22 protein-coding genes are annotated in these 24,650 nt (G+C 72.8%); 12 read left to right on the top strand and 10 right to left on the bottom strand.

Features of this window, described 5'->3' with window-relative positions; translation table 11 throughout:
* Positions 1–107: 107 nt before the first annotated feature.
* Complete coding sequence (locus tag ABEA93_RS15715; protein WP_345676154.1) at positions 108–743, top strand: alpha-ketoglutarate-dependent dioxygenase AlkB; 636 nt, start codon at positions 108–110, stop codon at positions 741–743.
* Positions 744–854: 111 nt separating this feature from the next.
* Here the strand turns inward: ABEA93_RS15715 and ABEA93_RS15720 are convergent, their stop codons facing one another.
* Positions 855–3,134 carry a glycoside hydrolase family 3 C-terminal domain-containing protein gene (locus ABEA93_RS15720; protein WP_345676155.1) on the bottom strand — a complete coding sequence of 760 codons (2,280 nt, stop codon included), beginning with the start codon at positions 3,132–3,134 and terminating at the stop codon, positions 855–857.
* 245 nt (positions 3,135–3,379) lie between these two features.
* Here ABEA93_RS15720 and ABEA93_RS15725 point away from each other — a divergent pair, with 245 nt between their 5' ends.
* Positions 3,380–3,976, top strand: coding sequence for a TetR/AcrR family transcriptional regulator (locus ABEA93_RS15725; protein ID WP_345676322.1), 597 nt, complete (start codon positions 3,380–3,382; stop codon positions 3,974–3,976).
* Between the two features lie 80 nt (positions 3,977–4,056).
* Here ABEA93_RS15725 and ABEA93_RS15730 read toward each other — a convergent pair whose 3' ends face one another.
* From ABEA93_RS15730 to ABEA93_RS15740, 3 genes are all read right to left on the bottom strand, one after another.
* Positions 4,057–4,626 (bottom strand): hypothetical protein, encoded by a 570-nt coding sequence (locus ABEA93_RS15730; protein ID WP_345676156.1) that lies wholly within the window; start codon positions 4,624–4,626, stop codon positions 4,057–4,059.
* Between the two features lie 210 nt (positions 4,627–4,836).
* Entirely contained in the window at positions 4,837–5,943 is a 1,107-nt protein-coding gene (locus ABEA93_RS15735; protein ID WP_345676157.1) for a phosphotransferase family protein, read from the bottom strand.
* A gap of 112 nt (positions 5,944–6,055) precedes the next feature.
* Complete coding sequence (locus ABEA93_RS15740; RefSeq protein ID WP_345676158.1) at positions 6,056–6,559, bottom strand: MarR family winged helix-turn-helix transcriptional regulator; 504 nt, start codon at positions 6,557–6,559, stop codon at positions 6,056–6,058.
* 120 nt (positions 6,560–6,679) lie between these two features.
* Here ABEA93_RS15740 and ABEA93_RS15745 point away from each other — a divergent pair, with 120 nt between their 5' ends.
* Both ABEA93_RS15745 and ABEA93_RS15750 read left to right on the top strand, forming a co-directional pair.
* Positions 6,680–8,368 carry an N-acyl-D-amino-acid deacylase family protein gene (locus tag ABEA93_RS15745; protein WP_345676159.1) on the top strand — a complete coding sequence of 563 codons (1,689 nt, stop codon included), beginning with the start codon at positions 6,680–6,682 and terminating at the stop codon, positions 8,366–8,368.
* Positions 8,369–8,420: 52 nt separating this feature from the next.
* Positions 8,421–9,596, top strand: coding sequence for an amidohydrolase family protein (locus ABEA93_RS15750; RefSeq protein ID WP_345676160.1), 1,176 nt, complete (start codon positions 8,421–8,423; stop codon positions 9,594–9,596).
* A 52-nt stretch (positions 9,597–9,648) separates the two neighbouring features.
* On the opposite strand, the gene ABEA93_RS15755 is transcribed toward ABEA93_RS15750, so the two are convergent.
* Positions 9,649–10,164: a flavoprotein gene (locus ABEA93_RS15755; RefSeq protein WP_345676161.1), complete on the bottom strand. Its 516-nt coding sequence runs from the start codon at positions 10,162–10,164 to the stop codon at positions 9,649–9,651.
* A gap of 56 nt (positions 10,165–10,220) precedes the next feature.
* Between ABEA93_RS15755 and ABEA93_RS15760 the strand changes: the two genes are divergently transcribed.
* The 6 genes from ABEA93_RS15760 (at position 10,221) to ABEA93_RS15785 (ending at position 19,245) form a co-directional block, all read left to right on the top strand.
* Complete coding sequence (locus ABEA93_RS15760) at positions 10,221–11,216, top strand: AraC family transcriptional regulator (RefSeq protein WP_345676162.1); 996 nt, start codon at positions 10,221–10,223, stop codon at positions 11,214–11,216.
* A 148-nt stretch (positions 11,217–11,364) separates the two neighbouring features.
* Positions 11,365–13,080, top strand: coding sequence for an acyclic terpene utilization AtuA family protein (locus ABEA93_RS15765; RefSeq protein WP_345676163.1), 1,716 nt, complete (start codon positions 11,365–11,367; stop codon positions 13,078–13,080).
* Positions 13,077–14,675, top strand: coding sequence for an acyl-CoA carboxylase subunit beta (locus tag ABEA93_RS15770; protein WP_345676164.1), 1,599 nt, complete (start codon positions 13,077–13,079; stop codon positions 14,673–14,675). The genes ABEA93_RS15765 and ABEA93_RS15770 overlap by 4 nt, the downstream gene beginning before the upstream one ends.
* Positions 14,676–14,686: 11 nt before the next feature.
* Positions 14,687–16,750 carry an acetyl/propionyl/methylcrotonyl-CoA carboxylase subunit alpha gene (locus ABEA93_RS15775; protein WP_345676165.1) on the top strand — a complete coding sequence of 688 codons (2,064 nt, stop codon included), beginning with the start codon at positions 14,687–14,689 and terminating at the stop codon, positions 16,748–16,750.
* On the top strand, positions 16,747–17,907 hold the full coding sequence (locus tag ABEA93_RS15780) for an acyl-CoA dehydrogenase family protein (RefSeq protein WP_345676166.1): 1,161 nt from the start codon (positions 16,747–16,749) through the stop codon (positions 17,905–17,907). The genes ABEA93_RS15775 and ABEA93_RS15780 overlap by 4 nt, the downstream gene beginning before the upstream one ends.
* Before the next feature lie 108 nt (positions 17,908–18,015).
* The gene (locus ABEA93_RS15785; protein WP_345676167.1) at positions 18,016–19,245 is read left to right on the top strand and encodes an NAD(P)/FAD-dependent oxidoreductase; all 1,230 of its coding nucleotides are present in this window, start codon (positions 18,016–18,018) and stop codon (positions 19,243–19,245) included.
* Positions 19,246–19,368: 123 nt separating this feature from the next.
* Here ABEA93_RS15785 and ABEA93_RS15790 read toward each other — a convergent pair whose 3' ends face one another.
* Entirely contained in the window at positions 19,369–19,722 is a 354-nt protein-coding gene (locus ABEA93_RS15790) for a hypothetical protein (protein ID WP_345676168.1), read from the bottom strand.
* Positions 19,723–19,941: 219 nt separating this feature from the next.
* Between ABEA93_RS15790 and ABEA93_RS15795 the strand changes: the two genes are divergently transcribed.
* Entirely contained in the window at positions 19,942–20,400 is a 459-nt protein-coding gene (locus ABEA93_RS15795) for a DUF5709 domain-containing protein (RefSeq protein ID WP_345676169.1), read from the top strand.
* A 231-nt stretch (positions 20,401–20,631) separates the two neighbouring features.
* Here ABEA93_RS15795 and ABEA93_RS15800 read toward each other — a convergent pair whose 3' ends face one another.
* From ABEA93_RS15800 to ABEA93_RS15810, 3 genes are all read right to left on the bottom strand, one after another.
* A complete protein-coding gene (locus tag ABEA93_RS15800; protein ID WP_345676170.1) occupies positions 20,632–20,847 on the bottom strand; it encodes a DUF1918 domain-containing protein in 216 nt (71 codons plus the stop codon).
* A gap of 157 nt (positions 20,848–21,004) precedes the next feature.
* Positions 21,005–21,844: an SDR family oxidoreductase gene (locus ABEA93_RS15805; RefSeq protein ID WP_345676171.1), complete on the bottom strand. Its 840-nt coding sequence runs from the start codon at positions 21,842–21,844 to the stop codon at positions 21,005–21,007.
* Positions 21,845–21,960: 116 nt separating this feature from the next.
* Positions 21,961–22,647, bottom strand: a complete 687-nt coding sequence (locus ABEA93_RS15810; RefSeq protein ID WP_345676172.1) for a TetR/AcrR family transcriptional regulator — start codon at positions 22,645–22,647, stop codon at positions 21,961–21,963.
* Between the two features lie 116 nt (positions 22,648–22,763).
* On the opposite strand from ABEA93_RS15810, the gene ABEA93_RS15815 reads away from it, so the two are divergent.
* Positions 22,764–23,747, top strand: coding sequence for an alpha/beta fold hydrolase (locus ABEA93_RS15815; protein WP_345676173.1), 984 nt, complete (start codon positions 22,764–22,766; stop codon positions 23,745–23,747).
* Here ABEA93_RS15815 and ABEA93_RS15820 read toward each other — a convergent pair.
* Positions 23,744–24,595, bottom strand: coding sequence for a helix-turn-helix transcriptional regulator (locus ABEA93_RS15820; RefSeq protein WP_345676174.1), 852 nt, complete (start codon positions 24,593–24,595; stop codon positions 23,744–23,746). The genes ABEA93_RS15815 and ABEA93_RS15820 overlap by 4 nt on opposite strands.
* Positions 24,596–24,650: the final 55 nt, after the last annotated feature.

Below are 24,650 nucleotides of genomic sequence, written 5' to 3' on the forward strand. Positions count from 1 at the left end.
AAACACGTGAGCGGTGACCTGCTGCGCGGCGGCGGCGTTGTCTCGGGTAGCGGGACTCACCTCACGCCTAGAACGTGTGTTCGACTTCATGAGCTAACATCGGCTGTATGTCCGTTTACCTCCAGGCCTCCCTGCTCGACCAAGGCGACGAGATCCGCATCGGCTCGCTCGCCGGCACCGTGCGGACACGGCTGGTCGACGGGGCGTGGGTGGACGTCCGGCGTGGATGGATCACGGGCGCCGACGCGCTGTTCGAGCGTCTTGCCGACGAGGTCCCGTGGCAGGCCGAACGGCGGCAGATGTACGACCGCGTCGTCGACGTCCCCCGGCTGCTCGCCTACTACCCGGTGGACGAGCCGCTCCCCGCCCCCGAACTGGCGCGCATGCGGGACGCCCTGTCCGCGCACTACGCACCGGAACTCGGCGAGCCCTTCGTCAGTGCCGGCCTGTGCCTCTACCGCGACGGCCGCGACAGCGTCGCCTGGCACGGCGACCGCATCGGCCGCGGCGCCCGCGAGGACACGATGGTGGCCATCGTGTCCCTCGGCGCGCCCCGCGACCTCGCGCTGCGCCCCTGCCGCCGGGACGCCGACGCCGAGCCCCTGCGCCTGCCGCTGGGGCACGGCGACCTGGTCGTCATGGGCGGCTCCTGCCAGCGCACGTGGGAGCACGCCGTCCCGAAGACCACCCGGGCGGCGGGCCCGCGCATCAGCGTCCAGTTCCGCCCGCGGAACGTGGCCTGAGTCCGCACGGCGACCAGCTCGGACGACGCGAAAGGGCCGCCCGGCAGCACCGAGTGCTGCCGGGCGGCCCCGTGAATCACCGGGACAGCCCCGGCGTCGAACCCCCGCGAATCAGCGCTGCGTCCCGTTGAACTTCTCGAGCGCCTCGGCGATCGTGACGTCGTTCACCGGGAATCCGGGGAAGCGGGCGAGGCGGGACAGGGGGATGGCGCGCAGCATCTGGCCGTGGTCCGGGTCGCCGAGGGCGGCGGCCAGCGGGGAGTCGCCGAAGGTGGAGCGGAGCCAGGCGCCGGCGTCCGGGTGGGCCAGCCACTGTTCGGCCGTGGAGTCCGCGGCGAGGGGCAGCCGCAGGCCGTCGCCGGCGAGGTCGACGACGGTTTCGCAGCGGATGTCGCGCGACGAGGAGCCGACGCGGATGCCGAACGCCCCGCCCTCGACCGTCCAGGCGTTCACCGTCGGGTGCCAGAAGGCGAACGCACGGCGTTCCAGGACGAGTTCCACCGGCGCGCTCTCGCCGGGGGCGAGGGTGACGCGGGTGAAGGCGCGGAGTTCCTGCTCCGGGCGGTAGACGCCGGACTCCGGGTCGGTCACGTAGACCTGCACGGTCTCGGTGCCGGTGCGGTCGCCGGTGTTGGTGACCGTGAGGGTCACCGTCGCCCGCGGGTCGGCGCCGTCCTCGACGGTGACGGTGAGCCCGTCGTAGCGGAAGTCCGTGTACGAGAGGCCGTGGCCGAACGGGTAGGCGACCGGCATGCGGTGCGCGTCGTACCAGCGGTAGCCGATGAGCAGGCCCTCGGCGTAGCGGACGTGGCCGAGTTCGCCGGGGAAGGAGCCGATCGTGGGGTTGTCCTCGTACCGCACCGGGACGGTCTCGGCGAGGCGGCCGGACGGGTTGGCGGCGCCGAGCAGGAGGTCCGCGACGGCGCTGCCGCCGGCCTGGCCCAGGAGCCAGGCTTCGAGGACGGCGGAGGCGCGGTCCTGCCAGGGTGCGACGGACACGACGGAGCCGTTGGACAGCACGACGACGACCCGGGCGTTGGCGTCGGCGACGGCGTGCAGCAGCTCGACCTGATGGGCGGGCAGGTCCATGTGGGCGCGGTCGTAGCCCTCGGACTCGTACGACGGCGGCAGGCCGAGGAACAGCACGGCGACGTCGGCGGCCGAGGCCGCGGCGACCGCTTCGGCGACGAGCGCGGGGTCCGCGGCTTCCGACTCGATCGCGTAGCCCGCGGCGAAGGCGACCTCGCGGCGGCCTTCCAGCGCGGCGCGCAGCGCGTCCAGGGCGCTGTCCACGCGGGTCGGGTTGACCTGCGACGACCCGGCGCCCTGGTAGCGCGGGGTGCGGGCGAACTCGCCGATGACGGCGACGGTCCCGCCGTTGTCCGCGTCGAGGGGGAGGATGCCGCCCTCGTTCTTCAGCAGCACCGCGGACGCGGCGGCCGCTTCGCGGGCGAGCGCGTGGTGCGCGTCCGCGTCGTACGCCTCCGCCCCCGCGGCCAGCGCCGGCAGCGAGCGGTCGACCAGCGTGAGGACGCGGGTGACGGCGAGGTCGACGTCGGCCTCGGCGAGGCGGCCGTCGCGTACCGCGTCGAGGATCAGCGCCGTACCCGCACCGCCGGACGACGGCATCTCCAGGTCCAGGCCCGCCGCCACGCACTCCGGGCGCGAGCTGACGCCGCCCCAGTCGGACACCACGAGGCCTTCGAAGCCCCATTCGTCGCGCAGGATCTCGGTCAGCAGTTCGCGGCTCTCCGCGACGTAGGTGCCGTTGAGGCGGTTGTACGAGGACATGATCGTCCACGGCTGCGCCTTGCGGACGACCGTCTCGAACGCCGGCAGGTAGATCTCGCGCTTGGTGCGCTCGTCCATGTCGGCGGAGACCGTCATGCGGTCGGTCTCCTGGTTGTTGGCCATGTAGTGCTTCAGCGAGGCGCCGACGCCCTGCGACTGGAGGCCGTTCACCAGCGCCGCGCCCAACTCGCCGGCCAGCAGCGGGTCTTCGGAGAAGTACTCGAAGTTGCGGCCGCACAGCGGCGAGCGCTTCATGTTGACGCCCGGGCCGAGCAGCACCGATACGCGCTCGCTGCGGCACTCGCGGCCCAGCGCCTCGCCGACCCGGGCGAGCAGCCCGGTGTCCCAGGAGGAGGCGAGGCCCGCGGCGGGCGGGAAGCACGTGGCCTCGACGCTGTCCAGCAGGCCGAGGTGGTCGCCCTCCTCCGGCTGCTTGCGCAGGCCGTGCGGGCCGTCGGTGACCATCAGCGCGGGGATGCCGAGCCGCTCGATCGGTTCGGTGTGCCAGAAGTCCGAGCCGTCGAGGAGGGCGGCCTTCTCTTCCAGGGTGAGCTCGGCAAGCAGCTTGGGGATGTCCAGCCGCGCAGGTGTGGTCGTCATGCGTTTCCTCCGTGGTGGCAGGCGGCGGGCCGAAGGAAGGCAGGCGGTCGGTGTCCCGCCTGCCCGGCTCGGCCTGGCTGTCGAGCAATACTTACCACATGGTAGAAATTCTGCCCAGGGCCCGGGCGGCCCCGGATGCGAGGAGGGCAGGAGATCCTGAACGCCGGGTGGTCGGGAGATCCCGGTACCCCTGGGAGAGAATCCGCATGTCCCCTTACCCGGGCGAGGAAGCGAGCCGACCGACGATGACCGCCGAAGCGAACCGCGGATATGCCAACGGGCGCGCCCGGCAGCGCGAGATCCTGGAGAAGGCCGTCGCCCTGTTCGGCGAGTCCGGCTACCGGGGGACGTCCCTGCGGGAGATCGCCGCACGCTGCGGCGTGTCCCATCCCGGTCTGAAGTACCACTTCCCGACCAAGGAAGCGCTCTTGCTGGCGGTGCTGGAGCAGCGCGACGAGGACGACAGCGCGCGCATGGCCGCGGACGACCCGGTGGGTGTGGAGGGGCTGCGGCGGCTGGTGGAGATCGCCGCCCTGAACGCGGACCGGCGCGTCGTCGTGGACTTGTTCACGTCCTTGGCGGCGGAGGCGACGACGCCGGATCATCCCGCGCATACGTTCTTCGCCGAGCGCTACCGCAAGGTGATCGCCGCGACGACGGCGGCTTACGAGCACGCCCGCGAGCAAGGCCACCTCGTGGCGGGCGTCGACCCGGCCACGGCCGCCCGGCAGCTGCTGGCGCTGATGGACGGGCTTCAGGTCCAGTGGCTGTACGACCCGGCCACGGACATGGCCGGCACCCTGCGCGCGCACATCCAGCGGCAACTCACCGTGCCGCTTTAGGCCGTGTCCGGTGGATCGTCACACCGGGCACGGCCCAGGCTGCCTGCCGGGTGTCGGCAGGTGTCGGCGGTATGTGCGGGTCAGCCGATCTTCTCGGTGATCGTGTTGGCGATCCCGTTCTTGTCGAGGGTGACCTTGACGATGAAGGCGTACTGCACGGCGTCCTTGGCCGTCGCCTCGAACTTGTCGCCGGTGCACGGCACGTTGCCGTAGCCCTTGGCGTCCTTGCTGCTCATGCCGCCGGGGCCCGGGCACATCGCCCCGCCGCCGGTGACCTTGGTGTCGGCGGCGAGGAGGAACTCCTGGTCGTCGATCGTGTACTTGCCGGGCGCCAGGTACTTGACCGCGCCTTCCAGGGTCCGCTCGGTGCCGCTGCCGGCCGGCGTGCCGGTCTGCGCCGGCTTGGCGGACGGGGTCGCGCCGCCGGCCGGTTTCCCGGTGCCGCCGGTGGCGGCGGTCGACGGCGTGTCGGAACCCGCGGCCGACGCCGAGGTGGCGGCCGGCGCGGACGGCTGCGCGGCGGGTGTCGACGCCGCCGCCTTGCTGTCGTCGGACTTCTTGTCGTCGGACGAACACGCGGTCGCGCCGAGGACGAGCGCGGCACCCGCGGCGAGGGCGACGACGGGGCGGCGGAGAACGTGGGGACGCATCTGGGGGGACTCCGTTCGGTGGATCTCGTACGGCGGAAGCACCGCACAAGATCCACCTACGCGACACGCAGACAGTGCGGTTGCGGATGCGTGTAGTGAGCAATGACACAGCAACCACGATCACGGTGCGGGTCAATCCCCTTGCCCCGCACCCACGTTCATATAGTCAATGGCGGAGCGACGGCAGCGGAGCCGCGGATCGACCGCGGATCAACCGCCGATCAGCCCAGGCAGATCCGACCGCGCGCGGATCAGATCGTCCACGTCGTCCGGCATCGGGATCTCCCCGAAGTGCACCGCCCGCAACTGCGTCCGCAGCGTGATGACCGCCATCCGCAGCGATGAATACGCGCGGTAGAAGTCCTCGTCGCGCGGCTGGTAGCCGCTGAGTTCGCGGTACCGGTCGGCGATGTCGGGCCACCGCAGGAAGTCCGGCAGCCCGGCTATGCCGCGGGCTTCGGCGCCGAGTTGGAACATGCGGTGCAGGTACGCCAGCCACGCCAGGTCGAGTTCCGGCACGCCGAGCGCGGCCATCTCCCAGTCCAGCACCGCGACCGGCTCCGGGACCGGCTCGCCGTACATGATGTTGCCGACCCGCGAGTCGCCCCACGACAGCACCGTCGGGCCTTCCTCCGCGGGCCAGTTCGCCTCCAGCCAGGCGAACCCGCGCTCGATGAGCGGGGACGGGTGGTCCGTCATCGCCCAGTCGGCGTACGCCCGCGTCGCGTCGACGTGGCGGCGCAGCGTGGACCGGCCGTCGGCCGGTTCGCGGTCGAGGAGCGCGAACCGGGTCGCGGCGTCCGGGATGGCGTGCAGGGCGGCGATCGTCGCGACGGTCGTGTCCTGCATGCGCGCCCGGTCGGATTCCGGCAGTTCGGTGACCCAGGAGCCGTACACGTACGGCATGACGTCGGGCGGCACGCGCCCGTCGCGGCGCTCCATCACGAAGAACGGCGTGCCCAGCGGCCCCGCGTCGGGCTCGTGCCACAGCACCGGTGGCACCGGCACGTCGGTGAGTTCGCCGACCAGGCGCATCGTCTCGAACTGGCCCGCGAGGTCGTACGTCGGGAACACCGGCACCGCGCCTTCCGGCGGGGCGAGCCGCACGACGAGGCGCCGTTCGCCGCCCGCGGTGGTGCGCACGGTCACCAGCAGCGTTTCGCTGGACATGCCGTTGGCGGACGGGCTGGCCAGGTCGAGGACCTCGGCCGCGGGGTCCGCGGTGCGGGCGCGCAGCCAGTCGGCGAAGGCCGCGCGGGCTTCGCTGGCGTCGCGGGTCGACGTCTTGGGGCGGAAGGCGCCGTTCTGCTCGCTCATGCTGTGCCGTGGTTCCTCTCGACCGGGGGGCCGTGGTGCGCGCCCCGCGGTGCCGCGGAGCATGCCGCATGGGACCACATATACAAGACTTAGTCAAGCAAATCGGGGCCGGTCAGCGGGTGCCTTCCGCGTACGCCTCGACCAGGTCGATGTAGCGGCCGAGCAGCTCGGTGAGCCGGAGCCGGTCGTCCGGCGCCATGGGCGCCAGCACCTCGCGCATGAGGGCGAGCCGCGCGCCGGTGATCCGGGCGGTCACGCCGCGGCCCGCGGCGGTGAGGCGGACCACGACGTAGCGGCGGTTCGCCGGGTCCGGGGCGCGTTCGGCGAGGCCCAGGCGGACCAGCGGGTCGGCCGTCCGGGTCGCCGTGGACGGGTCCACACCCAGCCGGGCGGCCAGTTCGTGCATGCGCCAGTCGCCGCGCGTCGCCAGGCACTCCAGGGCGTCGACCTGCACCGGGGTCAGCTCCGTGCCGTCCACCAGGTACAGGTCGCGCTGGAGGAGCTTGCTCGGCCGGCTGCGGCGCAGCTGCAGCACGGCGTCGACGAGCCGGGTGCCGATGGCGTCCCAGACGTCCTCGGGCGCCGCGGTCCCCACGTCCTGCCCGGTCGGCCCCATCGGCCCACGTCCTCGTATTTGTAAGTTGCAAGTATGGGAAATTGCAGCTGATCCTGCTTCACTCGCGCACACCGCGCAAGCCGCGCTGCCCGAAAACCCGCCCCGATCCGGAGGTGTCCCGTGTCCGTCCACGAATCCACCGGTGCCGCACCCGAGTTGGCGATTCGCGGCGGCACCGTCGTGGACGGCACCGGCGGTGCCCCGTACCGCGCCGACGTCGGCATCGCCGCCGGCCGCATCACCGCCGTCGGTCCCACCGTCCGCGCCCCGCGCGAACTCGACGCCTCGGGCGCGCTCGTCTGCCCCGGCTTCCTCGACCTGCACACCCACTACGACCCGCAAGTCCTGTGGGACCCGTGGCTCACCCCCACGAGCTGGCAGGGCGTCACCGGCGTCGTCGCCGGCAACTGCGGCCTGTCCATGGCGCCGTGCCCGCCCGAGATGCGCGGCTCGCTGCTCCGCATCCTCGAACACGTCGAAGACATGCCGCTGCCCGCCCTCGAAGCGGGCGTCGACTGGACGTTCACCAGCTACCCCGAGTACCTCGGCCGGGTCCGCCGCGCCGTCGGCATCAACTTCGGCGGCTACGTCGGCCACAACGCGGTACGCCTGCACGCCATGGGCGAAGCCGCCCACGACCGCGCCGCCACCCCCGACGAGATCGACCGCATGCGCACCCTCGTCGCCGACGCCCTGCGCGCCGGCGCCCTCGGCTTCTCCACCGACCGCAGCGGCTTCCACATCGGCGACCGCGGCCGCCCCGTGCCGTCGATGAACGCCACGCAGGACGAGGTCGAAGCGCTCATGACGGTCACCGCGGAGGTCGGCCGCGGCATCTGCCACGTCGCGCCCGGCGAGGACTTCGCGTGGCTGTACGACTTCCAGCCCCGCCTCGGCCGCCCCATCACCTGGTCGGCGCTGCTCACCTACCCGGAAGGCAGCCCGCGCGCTCCCTGGTCCGAGAAGCTCGCCGTGCACCGGGCCGGACGCGAAGCCGGCGCGGACGTCCACCCGCAGGTCACCTGCCGCCCGATCGTGCAGCGCTTCTCGCTCGCCGACCCGTCGTCGTTCTACTCCGTGCCGGTCTGGGGCGAACTCGCCGCGCTCGACACCGCCGGACGCCTCGCCCGCTACCGCGACCCGGCGTGGCGCGAACGCGCGTTCCGCGACCTGGACAGCCGCACCTGGGTGAACCCCCGCTGGGCCGACATCGAGATCGCCGAAAGCACCGCCCATACGGCCCTGATCGGCCGCCGCGTCACCGACCTCGCCGCCGAACGCGGCACCGACCCGCTCGCCGTCATGATCGACCTCGCCCTCGACGACGACCTGCGCACCCGCTTCGGCATCACCTTCGCCAACGACGACGAGGCCGCGCTGCGCACGCTGCTCACCGCCGAGGGCTGCGTGCTCGGCCTGTCCGACGCGGGCGCGCACACCGGGCAGATCTGCGATGCGCAGATGCCCGTCGACTACCTCGCCCACTGGGTCCGCGACCGCGGCCTCACCGACGTCGCCACCGGCATCCACCGGCTCACCGGCGAACCCGCCGCGCTGCTCGGCCTCGCCGACCGCGGCCGGATCGCGGCCGGCGCCGCCGCGGACATCGCCGTCCTCGACTGGGACGCACTGCGCGCCATGCCGCCGCGCCGCACCGCCGACGCCCCGGCGGGCGGCGAACGCCTGGTCGCCGACCCGCCGCCCGGCCTCGTGCACGTCCTCGTCAACGGCACGCCGATCCGCCTCGCCGGCGCCGACGCAACGGCGGGACTGACCGCGCTGCCGGGACGCCTGCTGGCGCCCGCCTGACCCGGGCCGTCACTCACCTCACCGCTGCCTCTCACTCGATCGGAGGACTCTCATGGCCGGCCCGACAGCACCGAACGGACTTCCCGACGACGTCTGGATCGTCTCGTCCGACTCGCACATCATCGAACCGCCCGACCTGTGGACCGCCGCCGCCCCCGACGACACCGAACTCCCGCGCGTCGTCCGGGAAGCCGACGGCGACTGGTGGTACGTCGCGGGCCGCAAGACCATGTCGTTCCTCGGCATCCAACCCGGCGACCGCTTCGAACGCCACGCCGACGAACTCCGCACCTCCGCCGTGTTCGAAGACGTCCGCGACAGCGCCTACGACCCCGCCCGCTACCTCGCCGAGAACGAAACCGACGGCATCTGGGGCTCGGTCCTCTACCCGTCCCAAGGCCTCGTGCTCTACGCGGTCCCGGACAGCGCCGTCCTCACCCGCGCGGCCCGGATCTACAACGACTGGCTCGCCGCCTTCTGCGCACACGACCCCGCGCGGCTCAAAGGCATCGCCATGCTCAACACCGACGACCCGGCCGAAGCCGCCGCCGAGCTGCGCCGCGCCCACGGTCTCGGCCTGTCCGGCGCGATGATCCCGGTGCGCACTCCCGTGTGGAACCCCTACCGCAGCCCCGCCTTCGAGCCGCTGTGGGAGGCCGCCGCCGACCTCGGCATGCCGCTGTCCCTGCACGTCGGCACCGACCGCGCCGACCCGCGGACGGGCGAGTTCTTCCTCGACGTCAAGGAAGTCCCGCCGTCCGCCTTCGTCAACAAGGACCAGCAGGTACGCGCCGCCCTCGGCGACCTGATCCTGTCCGGCGTCTTCGAACGCCACCCGCGCCTCCGCGTCGGCACGGTCGAACACGAGCTGAGCTGGCTGCCGTTCTTCCTCGACCAAATGGACTACACCTACACCGACCGCCCTCCGCGCGGCGCCTGGCACCGCTTCGCCGACCCCGACACCCGGCCCTCCCACTACTGGCACAGCAACTGCTTCGCGTCCTTCCAGGAAGACGCCCTCGGCATCCGCAACCGCGACGTCATCGGCACGGACACCCTGATGTTCGGCTCCGACTACCCGCACACCGAGTCGACCTTCCCCCGCAGCCGCACCATGCTCGGCGGCATGCTGACCGACGTCCCGACCGACGAGGCGACCCGCATCGCCCAGCAGAACGTGGCCGACCTGTACGGCTTCACCGCGCCGCCGCGCCCCGCGGCGGGCTGACCGCCGGGCGGCGGGGGCGCGCCCGCCCGCGCGCCCCCGCTGCCCGTCGACGTCAGCAGCCGCGTCCGTCGAACGCGGCCAGGACCACGTCCCACCACGCGACACCGTCGGCAGCGTCGGCACGGCCGGCATCTCCGACGAGCCGGACTCCCGCGCCCCGCAGCGTCCCGACGCTGCGGGCGACCTGCGGGTGCCGGGCGAGCGCGTCGTTGAAGCACGGCGCCGCGACGACCGGCACTCCGGTGCCGAGCGCCTCGTGGAGCGTGCCCAGCGCGACGTTGTCGCTGATCCCCGACGCCCATTTGTTGAGCGTGTTGAACGTCAGCGGCGCCGCGAGGCAGGCATCGGCGGCCGGGAACGGGCGGTCTTCGCCGAGCCGCCGCTCCCGGGTGCGCACCGGCCGCCCGCAGACCGCCGACAGTGCGGCCGGATCGTCCGCCAGCCACGACGCCGCGGTCGGTGTCAGCGTCACGCACACGTCCCAGCCCGCATCCACCAAAGCCGGGACGGCGCGCCGCAGCGAAGCGACCGGCGGTGCGGCCCCGGCGACGACGTAGAGCACAGCCACGCAGGGAGCTTACGGCGCACTTCCCGGAGCCGTCACCGGTGCTAAGTTCCGCGGATATGTCGGCTCAGACGGTGCCCATCCACTACGTGCACCGCATGCTGCGGGTGGCCGAGCGGCGGGGGCTCGACGTCGTTCCGCTGCTGCGGGAGGCCGGGATTCCGGAAGACGTCGCGGGGCATGCCAAAGCGCGGATCACCGTGGGGCAGTTCGGGCGGGCGGCGCGACGGCTGCTGGTGCTGACCGACGACGAGCTGTTCGGGCTCGGACCGCGGGTGCCGCGGGGGACGTTCCGGTTGATCGGACTGTCGTTGATCCACGCGCCCGACCTGCGGACGGTGCTGGGACGGCTGGCCGACGCGTCGGCGGTGCTGGCGGGTGTCCCGCGGATCACCGTCACGGAGGACGGCGCGCGGACCACGCTCGCCGCGGACGTCTCCGCGTTGGACGATCCCGAGCACCTCGGCGCCGAGGTCGTCGCGACCCTGGCGCACCGCTTCTCCGGGTGGCTCATCGGACGCCGAATCGCCCTACGGGCCGTGGAACTGCCTTATCCGGAGCCCGCATACGCCCTCGACTACTACCCGATCCTCGGCCGCATGCCGCTCTTCGGCACCCAGCGGGTCGCGTTGACGTTCGACAGTGTCCTGCTGGCCGCGCCGGTGGTGCGGTCCGAGGCGGACCTGCTCGCGTACATCGACCTGATGCCGGGGAACTTCTTCGCCACCCGCGACCACGGCTCCAGCACCGCCGACCGGGTCCGCAAGATCCTCGAAGGCGGCCTGCGCGGGACCTGGCCGACGCCGGACGAGATCGCCGCCCGGCTGGCGGTCAGCGTCCAGCACCTGCGCCGGATGCTGCGCGAGGAGAAGACCTCGGTCGGCCGCATCCGCGAGGAACTCCTGCGCGATGCCGCGATCACCAGCCTGGCCCGCGGGGAGGAACCCGTCGAGGACCTCGCCCGGCGGCTGGGCTATTCGGAGGCCAGCGCGTTCCGGCGGGCGTTCCGGCGCTGGACGGGGAGCCCGCCGGGCGCATACCGGCCCACCCACTGAGCCGTTCGGCCGCACCCGCGCGCGTGACGGTCACGCACCCGGCGCGTCCCGGTCATGGCAGCGGCCCCGGGCGGGCACAAGTATCGGGGTCGGCGGAGATTCCGTCCGCCCCACGAGTGCCGCCCGGGTGACGAACAGGAACGCGCGTATGACACCAGTGCTCCGCATCGGCAACGCGTCGGGCTTCTACGGCGACCGCCTGTCCGCGGTCCGCGAGATGCTGACCGGCGGCGACCTGGACTACCTGACCGGCGACTACCTCGCCGAACTCACCATGCTCATCCTCGCCCGCGACCGCCTGAAGAACCCCGACCGCGGCTACGCGGCCACCTTCCTGCGCCAGATGCGGGACAACCTCGCCCTCGCCAAAGACCGCGGCGTCCGCATCGTCGCCAACGCGGGCGGCCTCAACCCGGCCGGCCTCGCCGCCGCGCTCCGCGCGCTCGCCGCCGAACTCGGCGTCGACGCGGCGATCGCCCACGTCGAAGGCGACGACCTGCGCCCGCGCGCCGTCGAACTCGGCCTCGGCGACCCGCTCGCCGCCCACGCCTACCTGGGCGCGTGGGGCATCGCCGCCTGCCTGCGGAACGGCGCCGACATCGTCGTCACCGGCCGGGTCACCGACGCGTCCCTCGTCGTCGGACCCGCCGCCGCGCACTTCGGCTGGGCCCGCGACGACTACGACGCCCTCGCCGGCGCCGTCGTGGCCGGCCACGTCATCGAATGCGGTCCCCAGGCCACCGGCGGCAACTACGCCTTCTTCACCGAACTCACCGAACTCACCGGACTCGCCGCCCCCGACCGGCCCGCGTTCCCCCTCGTGGAGATCGCCGCCGACGGCAGCAGCGTCGTCACCAAGCACCCCGGCACCGGCGGCGCCGTCACCCTCGGCACCGTCACCGCACAGCTCCTGTACGAGATCGGCGGCGCCGACTACCTCGGCCCGGACGTCACCACCCGCTTCGACACCGTCGAACTCGCCGACGACGGCCCCGACCGCGTCCGCATCAGCGGCGTCCGCGGCGCCCCGCCGCCTCCCCGGCTCAAAGTCGGCCTCAACACCATCGGCGGCTACCGCAACGCCGTCACCTTCGTCCTCACCGGCCTCGACATCGCCGCCAAAGCCGACCTCGTGGAACGCCAAATGGCCGCGGCCCTCGCCGCCCGGCCGCCCGCCGAGACACGCTGGACACTCGCCCGTACCGACCACGCCGACGCGGCCACCGAGGAAGAAGCCAGCGCGCTGCTGTACTGCGCCGTCAAGGATCCCGACCCGGCGGTCGTCGGCCGCGCGTTCACCGGCGCCGCCGTGGAACTCGCCCTGGCGAGCTACCCGGGCTTCCACGTCACCGCACCGCCGGGGGACGCGGCCCCGTACGGCGTCTTCACCGCGGCGTACGTCGACGCCAAGGACGTCCCGCACACCGCCGTCCTCCCCGACGGCCGCCGCATCACCGTCGATCCGCCGCACGAGACCCGGGAACCACGCCCGACGGCGGACCGGAAGCAGCCCACCCCCGCACCACCAGGCAAAACCCGCCACGTCCCCCTGGGCCTCATCCTCGGCACCCGCAGCGGCGACAAGGGCGGCAGCGCCAACCTGGGCGTGTGGGCCCGCACCGACGCCGCGTGGGAGTGGCTCGCCGCGTATCTGACCGTCGACGAACTGCGCCGCCTGCTCCCCGAGACCGCGGAACTCCCGGTCGAGCGGCACGTGTTCGCCAACCTCAAAGCCCTCAACTTCGTCGTCGACGGCCTGCTCGGCGAAGGCGTCGCCGCACACGCACGCTTCGACCCGCAGGCGAAAGCCCTCGGCGAATGGCTGCGCGCCCGCCACGCCGACATCCCGGAGGACCTGCTGTGACCACCCTGCACTCCGCCGTCGACACGACCGCCGCCGACTACCGCGCCAACCGCGACGCGATGCTCGCCAAACTCGACGAGATCGACGCCGAACACGCCAAAGCCCTCGCGGGCGGCGGCCCGAAGTACGTCGAACGGCACCGCAAACGCGGCAAGCTCCTCGCCCGCGAACGCATCGAACTCCTCCTCGACGAAGACGCACCGTTCCTCGAACTGTCCCCGCTCGCCGCGTGGGGCAGCGAGTACACCGTCGGCGGCAGCGTCGTCACCGGCATCGGCGTCGTCGAAGGCACCGAATGCATGGTCGTCGCCGGAGACCCCACCGTGCGCGGCGGCGCGATGAACCCGTGGAGCCTCAAGAAGGTGCTGCGGGCCGCCGAGATCGCCCTGCGGAACCGGCTCCCGCTGATCAACCTCGTGGAGTCCGGCGGCGCCGACCTGCCCTCGCAGAAGGAGATCTTCATCCCCGGCGGCCGGGTCTTCCGCGACCTGACCCGCTCCTCGGCCGCGCGCATCCCCACGATCTCCCTGGTCTTCGGCAACTCGACGGCGGGCGGCGCCTACCTGCCCGGCATGTCCGACTACGTCGTCATGGTCAAGTACGCCGCCAAGGTCTTCCTCGGCGGCCCGCCCCTGGTCAAGATGGCCACCGGCGAAGAGTCCGATGACGAATCCCTCGGCGGCGCCGACATGCACGCCCGCCGCTCCGGCCTCGCCGACTACCTCGCCGCCGACGAAGCCGACGCCATCCGCATCGGGCGCGGCATCGTCCGCCGGCTCAACCACCGCAAAGCCGGACCCGCACCGAAGCCCGACTACGCGGAACCGCGCTACGGCGCGGACGAGTTGCTCGGCATCGTCCCCGCCGACCTGAAGGTCCCGTTCGACCCGCGCGACGTCGTCGCCCGCATCGTCGACGGCTCCGACTTCGACGAGTTCAAACCGCTCTACGGCGGCAGCCTCGTCACCGGCTGGGCCGACATCCACGGGTATCCCGTCGGCATCCTCGCCAACGCCCGCGGCGTCCTCTTCAGCGAAGAGTCCCAGAAAGCCGCCCAGTTCATCCAACTCGCGAACCAGACCGACACCCCGCTGCTGTTCCTGCACAACACGACCGGCTACATGGTCGGCAAGGACTACGAGCAGCAGGGCATCATCAAACACGGCGCCATGATGATCAACGCCGTCGCGAACTCCACCGTCCCGCACATCTCGCTGCTCGTCGGCGCGTCCTACGGGGCAGGCCACTACGGCATGTGCGGCCGCGCCTACGAACCCCGCTTCCTGTTCGCCTGGCCCAGCGCCAAATCCGCCGTCATGGGCCCGCAGCAACTCTCCGGCGTGCTGTCCATCGTCGCCCGTGAGGCCGCCGCCGGACGCGGACAGCCGTACAGCGACGCCGACGACGCCGCCATGCGGGCCCTCGTCGAAGGCCAGATCGAAGCCCAGTCGATGCCGATGTTCCTGTCCGGGATGCTCTACGACGACGGCGTCGTCGACCCGCGCGACACCCGCACCGTGCTCGGGCTGAGCCTGTCCGCGATCCACAACGCTCCGTACCGAGGCGCCGAAGGCTTCGGCGTCTTCCGAATGTGAGGCCGCGCCCCATGGTCACCGCCATCACTGCCGTCCTGGCCGCGAACCGCGGCGAGATCGCCCGCCGGATCTTCCGCACGTGCGCCGACCTGGGCATCGGCACGGTCGCCGTGTACGCGGACCCGGACGCCGGCCTGCCGCACGTCCGCGAAGCCGACGCCGCCGTCCGCCTGCCCGGCAGCGCGCCGGGGGACACGTACCTGCGCGCCGACCTGCTGATCCGCGCCGCCCGCGACGCGGGCGCCGACGCCGTCCACCCCGGCTACGGATTCCTGTCCGAGAACGCCGAGTTCGCCCGCGCGGTGCTCGACGCCGGGCTGGTCTGGATCGGCCCGCCGCCCGAAGCCATCGCCGCGATGGGCTCCAAGACCGCCGCCAAGAAGACCATGGCCGACGCGGGCGTGCCCGTGCTGCCCGAACTCGACCCGGCCGCGGTCACCGCCGCCGACCTGCCCGTCCTCGTCAAAGCCTCGGCGGGCGGCGGCGGACGCGGCATGCGCATCGTCCGCGACCTCGCCGACCTGGCCGACGCGGTGGCCGGCGCGAGCGCCGAAGCCGCCTCCGCCTTCGGCGACCCCGCGGTGTTCTGCGAACGCTACGTCGAAGCCGGACGGCACATCGAAGTCCAGATCCTCGCCGACCGGTTCGGCACCGTCTGGGCGGTGGGGGAGCGCGAGTGCTCACTCCAACGCCGGCATCAGAAGGTCGTCGAGGAAGCCCCGTCCCCGTTCGTCGACGGCCGCATGCGCGCCGCCCTCTTCGACGCCGCCCGCACCGCGGCCGAAGCCATCGGCTATGTCGGCGCGGGCACCGTGGAGTTCCTCGCCACCGCCGACGGGGAGTTCTTCTTCCTGGAGATGAACACCCGCCTCCAGGTCGAACACCCCGTGACGGAATGCACCACCGGCCTCGACCTGGTCGCCCTGCAGATCCGCATCGCGGAAGGCGACCGCCTTCCCGCGGAACAGCCCGCCGCGCACGGCCACGCCCTCGAAGTCCGCCTCTACGCCGAGGACCCGGCCCGCGACTGGCAGCCGCAGACCGGCACCCTGCACCGCCTCGATGTGCCCCGCGCCACGGCCGCGTTCACCGTGCTGCGCGAACCCGGCGTGCGCCTCGACGCCGGGTTCGCCGACGGCGACCCGGTGAGCGTGCACTACGACCCGATGCTCGCCAAGGTCGTCGCCTACGCCCCGACCCGGGCCGAAGCCGCCCGCGCGCTCGCCGGCGCCCTGGCCGCCGCCCGCATCCACGGCGTCGCCACCAACCGCGACCTGCTGGTCAACGTCCTGCGCCATCCCGCGTTCCTGGCCGGCGACACCGACACGGCGTTCTTCGACCGGCACGGGCTCGACGTCCTGGCCGCGCCGCTCGCCGACGCCGACACACGGCAGCTGTCCGCGCTGGCTGCGGCTCTGGCGGACGCGGCGCACAACCGGGCGCACGCCAAGGTCCTCGGGCAACTGCCCGGCGGGTGGCGGAACGTGCCGTCGCAGGCGCAGCGGAAGACGTACCGGATCGGCGACGAGGAGCACGTGGTCGCCTACCGCGGCGGGCGCGACGGATACTCCGCCGTCGACTTCCCCGACGTCTCCGTGGCCGAGGCGGCTCCGGACCGCGTCGTGCTGACCGTGCGCGGCGTCCGGCGGGTCTTCGACGTGGCCCGCTACCCGGGGCTTGTGTGCGTCGACTCGGCGCTCGGCGGCGCCGCGCTCGTGCCGCAGCCGCGGTTCCGCGATCCCGAAGCGGCCGTCGCCGAAGGCTCGCTGCTGGCGCCGATGCCCGGCAACGTGCTGCGGGTCGCCGTCGCCCCCGGCGACCCGGTGGCCGCCGGACAGCCGTTGCTGTGGCTGGAGGCCATGAAGATGGAGCACCGCATCACCGCCCCGCACGCCGGTGTCGTCTCCGAGATCGCGGTCGCCGCCGGGCAGCAGGTCGACATGGGTGCGGTCCTCGCGATCGTCCACGCGCACCCCGACGCGCCTGATGCACCGGGCGCCGCGACCCCTCCCGCCGAGAGTCCCGCCGAAATTCCCGCCGCACCTCCCACCGCACCGGAAGGCAGGACACCGTGACCCGCTTCACCGAGTCCGACGAACGCCTTGCACTGCGCGCCTCCGTCCAAGCCCTCGGCCGCAAATACGGCCACGGCTACTACCTCGACCTCGCCCGCAGCGGCGGCCACACCACCGAGGTGTGGCAGGAAGCCGGTGCCCTCGGCTACCTGAGCGTCAACGTCCCGGCCGAATACGGCGGCGGAGGCGGCGGCATCGGCGACCTCGCCGCGGTCTGCGAGGAACTGGCCGCGGCCGGCGTGCCGCTGCTCCTCATGGTCGTCTCGCCCGCGATCTGCGCGACCGTCATCGCCCGCTTCGGCACCGACGAACAGAAGAACGCGCTGCTCCCGCGGTTCGCCACCGCGGACCTCAAGATGGCCTTCGCCATCACCGAGCCCGACGCCGGATCCAACTCGCACAACATCACCACCACCGCGCGCCGCGACGGCACCGACTGGGTGCTGACCGGCCGCAAGGTCTACATCTCGGCCGTCGACCAGGCCGACGCCGTCCTCGTCGTCGGCCGCCTCGAGGACGCCCGCACCGGACGCCTCAAGCCCGCCCTCTTCGTCGTCCCCACCGGCACACCGGGCTTCACCTACCGGCCGATCCCGATGGACCTGATCGCCACCGACCGGCAGTTCGAGGTCGTCCTCGACGGCGTCCGGGTCCCCGGCGACGCCCTCGTCGGCTCCGAAGACGCCGCCCTCCAGCAGCTCTTCGCCGGACTCAACCCGGAACGCATCATGGTCGCGTCGTTCTACACCGGCATGGCGCGGCTCGCCCTGGAGAAGGCCGCCGAGTACGCGCGGACGCGGACGGTGTGGAAGGTCCCGATCGGCGCCCACCAAGGCATCGCCCACCCCCTCGCCCAAGCCAAGGTCGAAGTCGAACTCGCCCGCCTGATGACCCAGAAAGCCGCCGCGCTCTACGACGCGGGCGACGACCTCGCCGCGGGCGAAGCCGCCAACATGGCCAAGTACGCGGCCGCCGAAGCCGCCAACCACGCCGTCGACCAGGCGGTGCAGACGCACGGCGGCAACGGCTTGGCGTCCGAATACGGCCTCGGCGCGATGATCGGCGCGGCCCGCGCCGCGCGCATCGCACCGGTCAGCCGCGAGATGGTGCTCAACTTCGTGGCGCAGCACAGCCTGGGTTTGCCCAAGTCGTACTGATTTGCCTGGTCCGTGGCATGGCCCCCGCGCGGTGCGGGGAGGGGAGCATGAGGGCGCGCATGGGCGGCCCGCCGTCTTCCTCCATCCCCGCGCCATCGGGAGCACGCAGTGAGCGCAACGCAGGCATTCGTCATCGTCGGGGGCGGCCTGGCCGGTGCCAAGGCCGCCGAGGCACTTCGCGACGAAGGGTTCGACGGCCCCGTCGTGCTGCTCGCCGACGAACGCGAACGCCCGTACGAAAGACCGCCGCTGTCCAAGGGCTACCTGCTGGGCACCGACGAGCGCGAGAAGGCGTACGTCCACCCGCTGGAGTGGTACGACGAGCACGACATCGACCTGCGCCTGGACACCGCCGCCACTGCCTTCGACCCCGCGGCGCACACGGTCGCGCTCGCGGACGGCGGCACCGTCCCGTACGCGAAACTCCTCCTCGCCACCGGTTCCGGCCCGCGCCGTATCCCGGTGCCCGGCGCCGACCTCGACGGTGTCCTCTACCTGCGTCGTTTCCCGGACAGCGACCGCATCAAGGAGACCTTCGCGGCCGCCGACCGGGTCGCCGTCGTCGGCGCCGGCTGGATCGGCCTGGAATGCGCCGCCGCGGGACGGGCCGCCGGGGTGGAGATCACCGTGCTGGAGGCCGCGGAGCTGCCGCTGCTCGGGCCGCTCGGGCCGGAAGTCGCGCAGGTGTTCGCCGACCTGCACCGGGCGCACGGGGTCGACCTGCGGCTCGGCGTCCGCATCGAGGAGTTCACCGGCAGCGGCGGGAAAGTCACCGGCGTCCGGCTCGCCGACGGCACGGTCGTGGACGCCGACGCGGTCATCGTCGGCATCGGCATCATCCCGAACACCGCACTCGCGGAAGCCGCCGGACTCACCGTCGACAACGGCGTCAAAACCGACGCCCACCTGCGGACTTCCGACCCGGACGTGTTCGCGGCCGGCGACGTCGCCAACGCGTTCCACCCGCTCCTCGGCAAGCACCTGCGTGTCGAGCACTGGGCGAACGCCCTCAACCAGCCACGCGTCGCCGCGCAGTCGATGCTCGGCAAGGACGCCGTGTACGACCGGGTGCCGTACTTCTTCACCGACCAGTACGACCTGGGCATGGAGTACAGCGGCTACGTCGACCCCGGCGGCTACGACCGCGTCGTCTTCCGCGGCGACCCCGCCTCCGGCGAGTTCATCGCCTTCTGGACCGCGGAAGGCCGCGTCCTGGCCGGCATGAACGTCAACGTCTGGGACGTCACCGACCCGATCCGGGACCTCATCACCGCCAAGCGCCCGGTCGACCCGGACCGTTTGGCCGACCCGGACGTGCCGCTCGGCGAGCTGCTCTGAGTCCGTTCGCCTGCGGATACGGGAGAGGCCCCGGCCGCGGTACGGAGTTCTCCGTACCGCGGCCGGGGCTTCCCGAAGCGGCCGGATGCCGGGGCCGGTCGGGCCTCCGGTTCCGGCCGCGGCTCACTGCGGCAGGCCGAGGCCGCCCAGCGGGTTCTGCAGCGGCACCGCGTGCTTCAGGCCGCCGACGTGCGGGACCGCCTGCGCGGCGGTCTCGAGGTCCGGCACCGCCTGCGTGGCGGCGTGGAGGTCCGGCATCGCCTGCGTGGCAGGGGCCAGGGTGTCGCCGACGGGGGCCACGGTCTCGCCCATCGCGGTGAACACCTCGCCGGTGCCCTGCTGGAGCATGTCCGACGCCGTCCAGTCGCCGTTCGGGGGCGGGAACGGCATGTCGGCCGCCTGGGCGGCCGAGGCGGGCAGAAGAACCGCGGAAATGCCGCCGACCAGCAGGCCGGCCGCAACAGTGCGCTTGATCATGCCGTGTCCAACGCGTTACCGGCCGCCGGGTTACGACCGAACCCACGATCGGGGGCACTGGCGCCCGCCACCTGCGGCGTTCCGGATCGGGCTGGTGTGGCCATGCGGCGGGGCCGTGGGACGGGGCCATGGGACGGGGCCGGAAAACACCGCGGGGCGTCATTCGGCCGATCACGGGGTACCGGGCGAGTAACGGAACGGGGCGCGGAAGGAGCGACCATGGCAGACGACGCCCGGGGCGACGATGTCTACCAGCCGGTGAACAGCGGCGTCGACAACCCTCCCGACGACGCTCTGGACATGGAGAACGCGCTGGACGAGGCGGACCTCGACGCCACCCTCGACGAGGGCTACTCGCCGCCCGAGCGCCCGCTCGCCGTCCTCGACTACGGCACCACGCAGAACGAGCAGCAGGCGGGCGAGTCCCTCGACCGGCGCCTGACCCGCGAAAGCCCCGACATCGCGGCAGAGGACGGCGACGGCATCGGGGACCTGGCCGACGGTGACGGCGAAGCCCGCGACGACCAGGTGGGCGACGCCCGCACCGGCCGCCTCTCCGTCGACTTCGACGACGGCCTGCGCGGCATGCGTACCGTCGCACACGACGTCGGGATCGACGGGGGAGCGGCTACGGCGGAGGAAGCGGCCATGCATACGGTGCCGGACGACGAGGTGTAGGTGCCGGTCTTCGCCGTCGGGTGGGGCTTGGCGGCGAGTTCTGCCGGTGCGCACGGCGCCGCTGTGCGCGGAGACGATGTGCGCTCAGCGGCGGTGCGGATCTGCGGCGCGTGTGTCCGCGCGCGGGGCGCGGGCCCCGCGAGCGTTGCCGCGGCGCCCCCGCCCCGGGAGATCGCCGCCGCCGCATGACCGTGCCGACCTGCGCGTCGGACCCGGTTCACGGGGCGACGATCACGAGCTGCGGGCGCCCCTTGCGGGGGTGGCGGAGGCCGGTTCGACGACCGAGTCCGGGCCGGGGAAGACAAGGCTGGTGTGGCCGTCCTCGAAGCGGACGACGTACGGCGGTTCGCCGTCCGTGCCGCGGACCTCGACGATCTCGCCGCTGCGGTCCGCCTGGCCGACGGTGTTGCTGTGCATGTGGATGCGGTCGCCGACTGTTGCGTGCACCGGTTGCTCCTTTCCCGAGCGCCGACTTCCGCGCCGGCGCGCTCGGATGCCGAATCGCGGACAAGCCCGCGCGTTCCCCGGAATCCGGTGCCGCAGCCTTCCCGCGGGCCCGGCTCCCCCGATCGGCGGCAGCCGGATCGGGGGAGCCGGGGCTCCCTCAGCCGAAGTCGGCCCGGTGGTCGCCGACCCACTCGGCGTAGCCGCGGGCGGGGTGGCCGGTGAGCCGGGTGATCGCGTCGTCGAGCGGGGCATCGTTGCCGACGGTGGCGGCCATGAGGTCGAACAGGGCGTTGACGAAAGCGGGTTCCATGAACGCGGACATCTGCTCGCGCACCGGGACGTCGTCCAGTTCCTCGAACGCCAGATCGCGTCCGAGCACGTCGCCCAACACCCGCACCTGCTCGGCCTGGGTGAGGAACTGCGCGCCGTCCAGCCGGTACGTCCGTCCGGCATGGCCGGGTCCGGTCAGGACCGCAACCGCCGCGTCGGCGACGTCGCGCTCGTGCACCAGCGACGCGGCGGCACGGGCGTAGGGGGCGCGCACGGTAACCGAGCCGCCGAGCTGCATGGCGAACGACAGGGTGTTGATCGCGGGGAACATCAGCCGCAGGAACGTCCACCGGAAACCCGCGTCCACGACGGCCTGTTCGACGCGCGCGTGGTAGGCCGCGATGACGTCGGACTGCTCGGTGGCCCCGTCGACGATCGCGCCTGAGGACAGGAACACGACACGCCGAACGCCGGCATCGGCAGCCTCCTTGAGCAGCACCGACGGGTCGAGACCGTACGGGAGGACCAGGAAGACCGCCTCGACTCCCGCAAGTGCCGGCCGCAGGCTCGCCCCGTCCGTCAGATCCCCGCGCACGACCTCGACTCCCTCGGGCAGCCCGGCCTTCTCCGGCGTACGGCTCAGCGCCCGCACCCGCTCGCCCGCGGCGGCCAGCACTTCGGCCGTTTCACGTCCGAAGTGCGCGGTAGCACCGGTGATCAGGATCATGATCGCTCCCCAACGAGTCGTCTTCCGGCTTCGAGAACGACGGTAGGCGCGAAATAGGAAAGGTTTGTTCCGCATCGTGTGGACGGTGTCGGTGCGGCCTCCTCGTGGCGGTCCCGCTACCTCAGCAGGCCCGTGAGGACACCGGTGACGATGCGGGTGAACAGGTCGTCCACGGGCTCGGGGGTTTGGGTCTGGTGGGTGAATGCGGCGGCCAGGTGGGGGTGGCGGCCTTCGGCGGCGATGTGGGCGAGGTAGGCGGCTTGGGCCTGCTGCCAGTCCGGGATCGTGCGGCCGTTCCGGGACTGGGCCACCTCGGTGCGGGCCAGTGCCGACACCACGGCGCTCAGCACGGCGATGGCTTCGAGTTTGTCGCGGGTCGGCACGTCCAGGTCGGCGAGGGTGCCCAGGGCGTGTTCGAGGTAGCCGACGGTGCTCGGGCCCATCGGTGTGCGGGTGGCGGTCGCGTCGAGCAGCCAGGGGTGGGCGAGGGTGACGCGGCGGGATTCCCGGGCCAGGGCGAGCAGGTCGTCGAGCCACGCGCCGGTGCGCTCCGGGTGCCGGATCTCGGCGTGGGCGCGGTCGATCATGAGTTCGACCAGTTCCTCGCGCGTGGTGATGTACCGGTAGAGCGAGGCGGGACCCGCGCCCAAGGCGTCTGCGACGGCCCGCATGGTGACGGCGGAGAGGCCCTGGGCGTCGGCGAGGGCGACGCCCGCCGCGGCCAGCGCGTCGCGGTCGTAGCCGGGCGCCGGGCCCCGCGAGGCGCGTTCCGGGCGGAGCCAGATGCTGTCGGCGGCGGCCACGGCACGCGCCTCCTTCTTTCTGCGAACGATGTATGCAGTAGAGTAGTGCCCGGTAACTGCGAACAAGGATCGCAGTTACCGGGGATCGTCGGAGATTGCCTGGAGAGGAGTGCGCCATGACCGCCACGACCGGAGGATTCGCCGAGACCGGCAGGCCTGCGCGCGCGGACGGGGGCGGGGAAGCCGTGCCGAAGCGGCCGGCGGCCCGCTCCTGGACGGCGACGCGGTTTGCCCGCAACGGCGATGTCGCCATCGCGTACGACCGCCTCGAAGGCTCGTCGGGAGCGCCGCTGCTCCTGGTGATGGGCCTCGCCACCGCCCGCTTCTGGTGGCCCGACGGCCTGGTCGACGCGTTCGCGGACGCCGGATTCGAGGTCGTCCGCTACGACCAGCGCGATGCCGGCGAGTCCACCCGGATGCCGGAGACGAAGACCGGCAACCCGTTCAAGGCGCTCTTCGGCAAGCGCGGCGAGGCGTACACCTCGGAGGACATGGTCGACGACGCCATCGCCGTGATGGACGAACTCGGCTGGGAGCAAGCGCACATCTTCGGGCACTCGATGGGCGGGCTCATCGCCCAGCGGGTGGCGCTGCGGCATCCCGACCGCGTCCTCAGCGTCACGTCGTCCGCCGCGCTCCCCAGCGACGTGGCCGGGCTCGGCGTGCTGCGCTATCTGCGCTTCGGGCTGCTGGCGAAGCTGGCCCGCACCAAGTTCCCCGAAGGCCGCGAGGGCGACATCGAGGCCTCGCTCGCGGTATGGCGTGGAATCGCGTCCCCGGGCTACCCCTTCGACGAGGAGGCCGCCCGGGCGTGGGTCGAGGCCGAAGTCGACAGCGGGCCCCGCGACACGAAGGCGCAGAGCCGCCAGATCGGCGCCCAGTGGCACGGCGCCAAGCTGTCGGAACTGCACCACCCGACCCTGGTGCTGCACGGCGAGCAGGACCCGATCCTCAAGGTCCGCGCGGCGCATGCCACCGCCAAAGCGATCCGCGGTGCGCGCTTGGTGACGTTCCCCGGAGTCGGCCACGATCTGCCCGCCGCGCTGTGGCCCGACGTCGCCGCGGAGGTCGCCGCCGTCGCGGGCCTCGGCGCCGCCTAGGCGGGCGCTCCCCGTCCGCCGAAGTGCTGGGTGCCGAGTGCCGACACCAGCGCGAGCGACGCGTGGTCGGCCGATCCCGGCGGGGCCGTGTAGACGACCAGGCGGAGCGACGTGCCGGTGGCTTCCAGGACGTCGCAGTCCAGGATCAGGCGCCCGACCTCGGGATGGTCGACCGTCTTCGGCTGGTACGCGCTCGGGCTGACCGCGCCCGCGGCCCACAGCTCGGCGAACTCGGGAAAATCGGAGCGCAGTTCCTCGACGAGGGCACGCAGTCCCCGGTCGCCGGGGAAGCGGCCGAGGCCGGAGCGCAGGTCGGCGACCGCGTAGGCGCGGAACGCGGCGACTTCGGCCGGATTCCGGGTCACCCGGGACGGCAGCCCGTGGAAGTGCCGCCGCAGTACGTTGCGTTCGCCGTCGTCGCCGGTGGCTTCCGGGCCCAGGAGGGCGACGGCGGGCGGGTTCGCGAGGACGACCGTCCAGGCGCGGTCCATCACCATCACCGCGGCGTCGCCGAGCCGGTCGATGATGCGGTGCAGCCCGGGAGTGATGTGGGTGCCGGGCGCGCCGGCCGCGGGCGGGGCGTGCCCGGCGAGCCGGAACAGGTGGTCGCGTTCGTCGCCGCTGAGGCGGAGCGCCCGGGCCAGCGGCGCCAGGACTTCGGCCGACGGCCGCCCGGCGCGGCCCTGCTCCAGCCGGGCCAGGTATTCGACGGACAACCCCGCGAGCGTGGCCAGCTCCTGACGGCGCAGCCCCGGCGCCCGGCGGCGCGGGCCGACCGTCACCCCGGCCTCGGCGGGGGCGAGCCGGTCGCGCCAGGCGCGGAGGCAGGTGCCCAGTTCGTCGTCCATGCGGTTCATTCTGACCGGTCGCGGTGGCCGGAGGGTCGCCCTGCGAGTACCCGCT

The sequence above is a fragment of the Yinghuangia aomiensis genome (assembly GCF_039542225.1).
GTDB lineage: Bacteria > Actinomycetota > Actinomycetes > Streptomycetales > Streptomycetaceae > Yinghuangia > Yinghuangia aomiensis.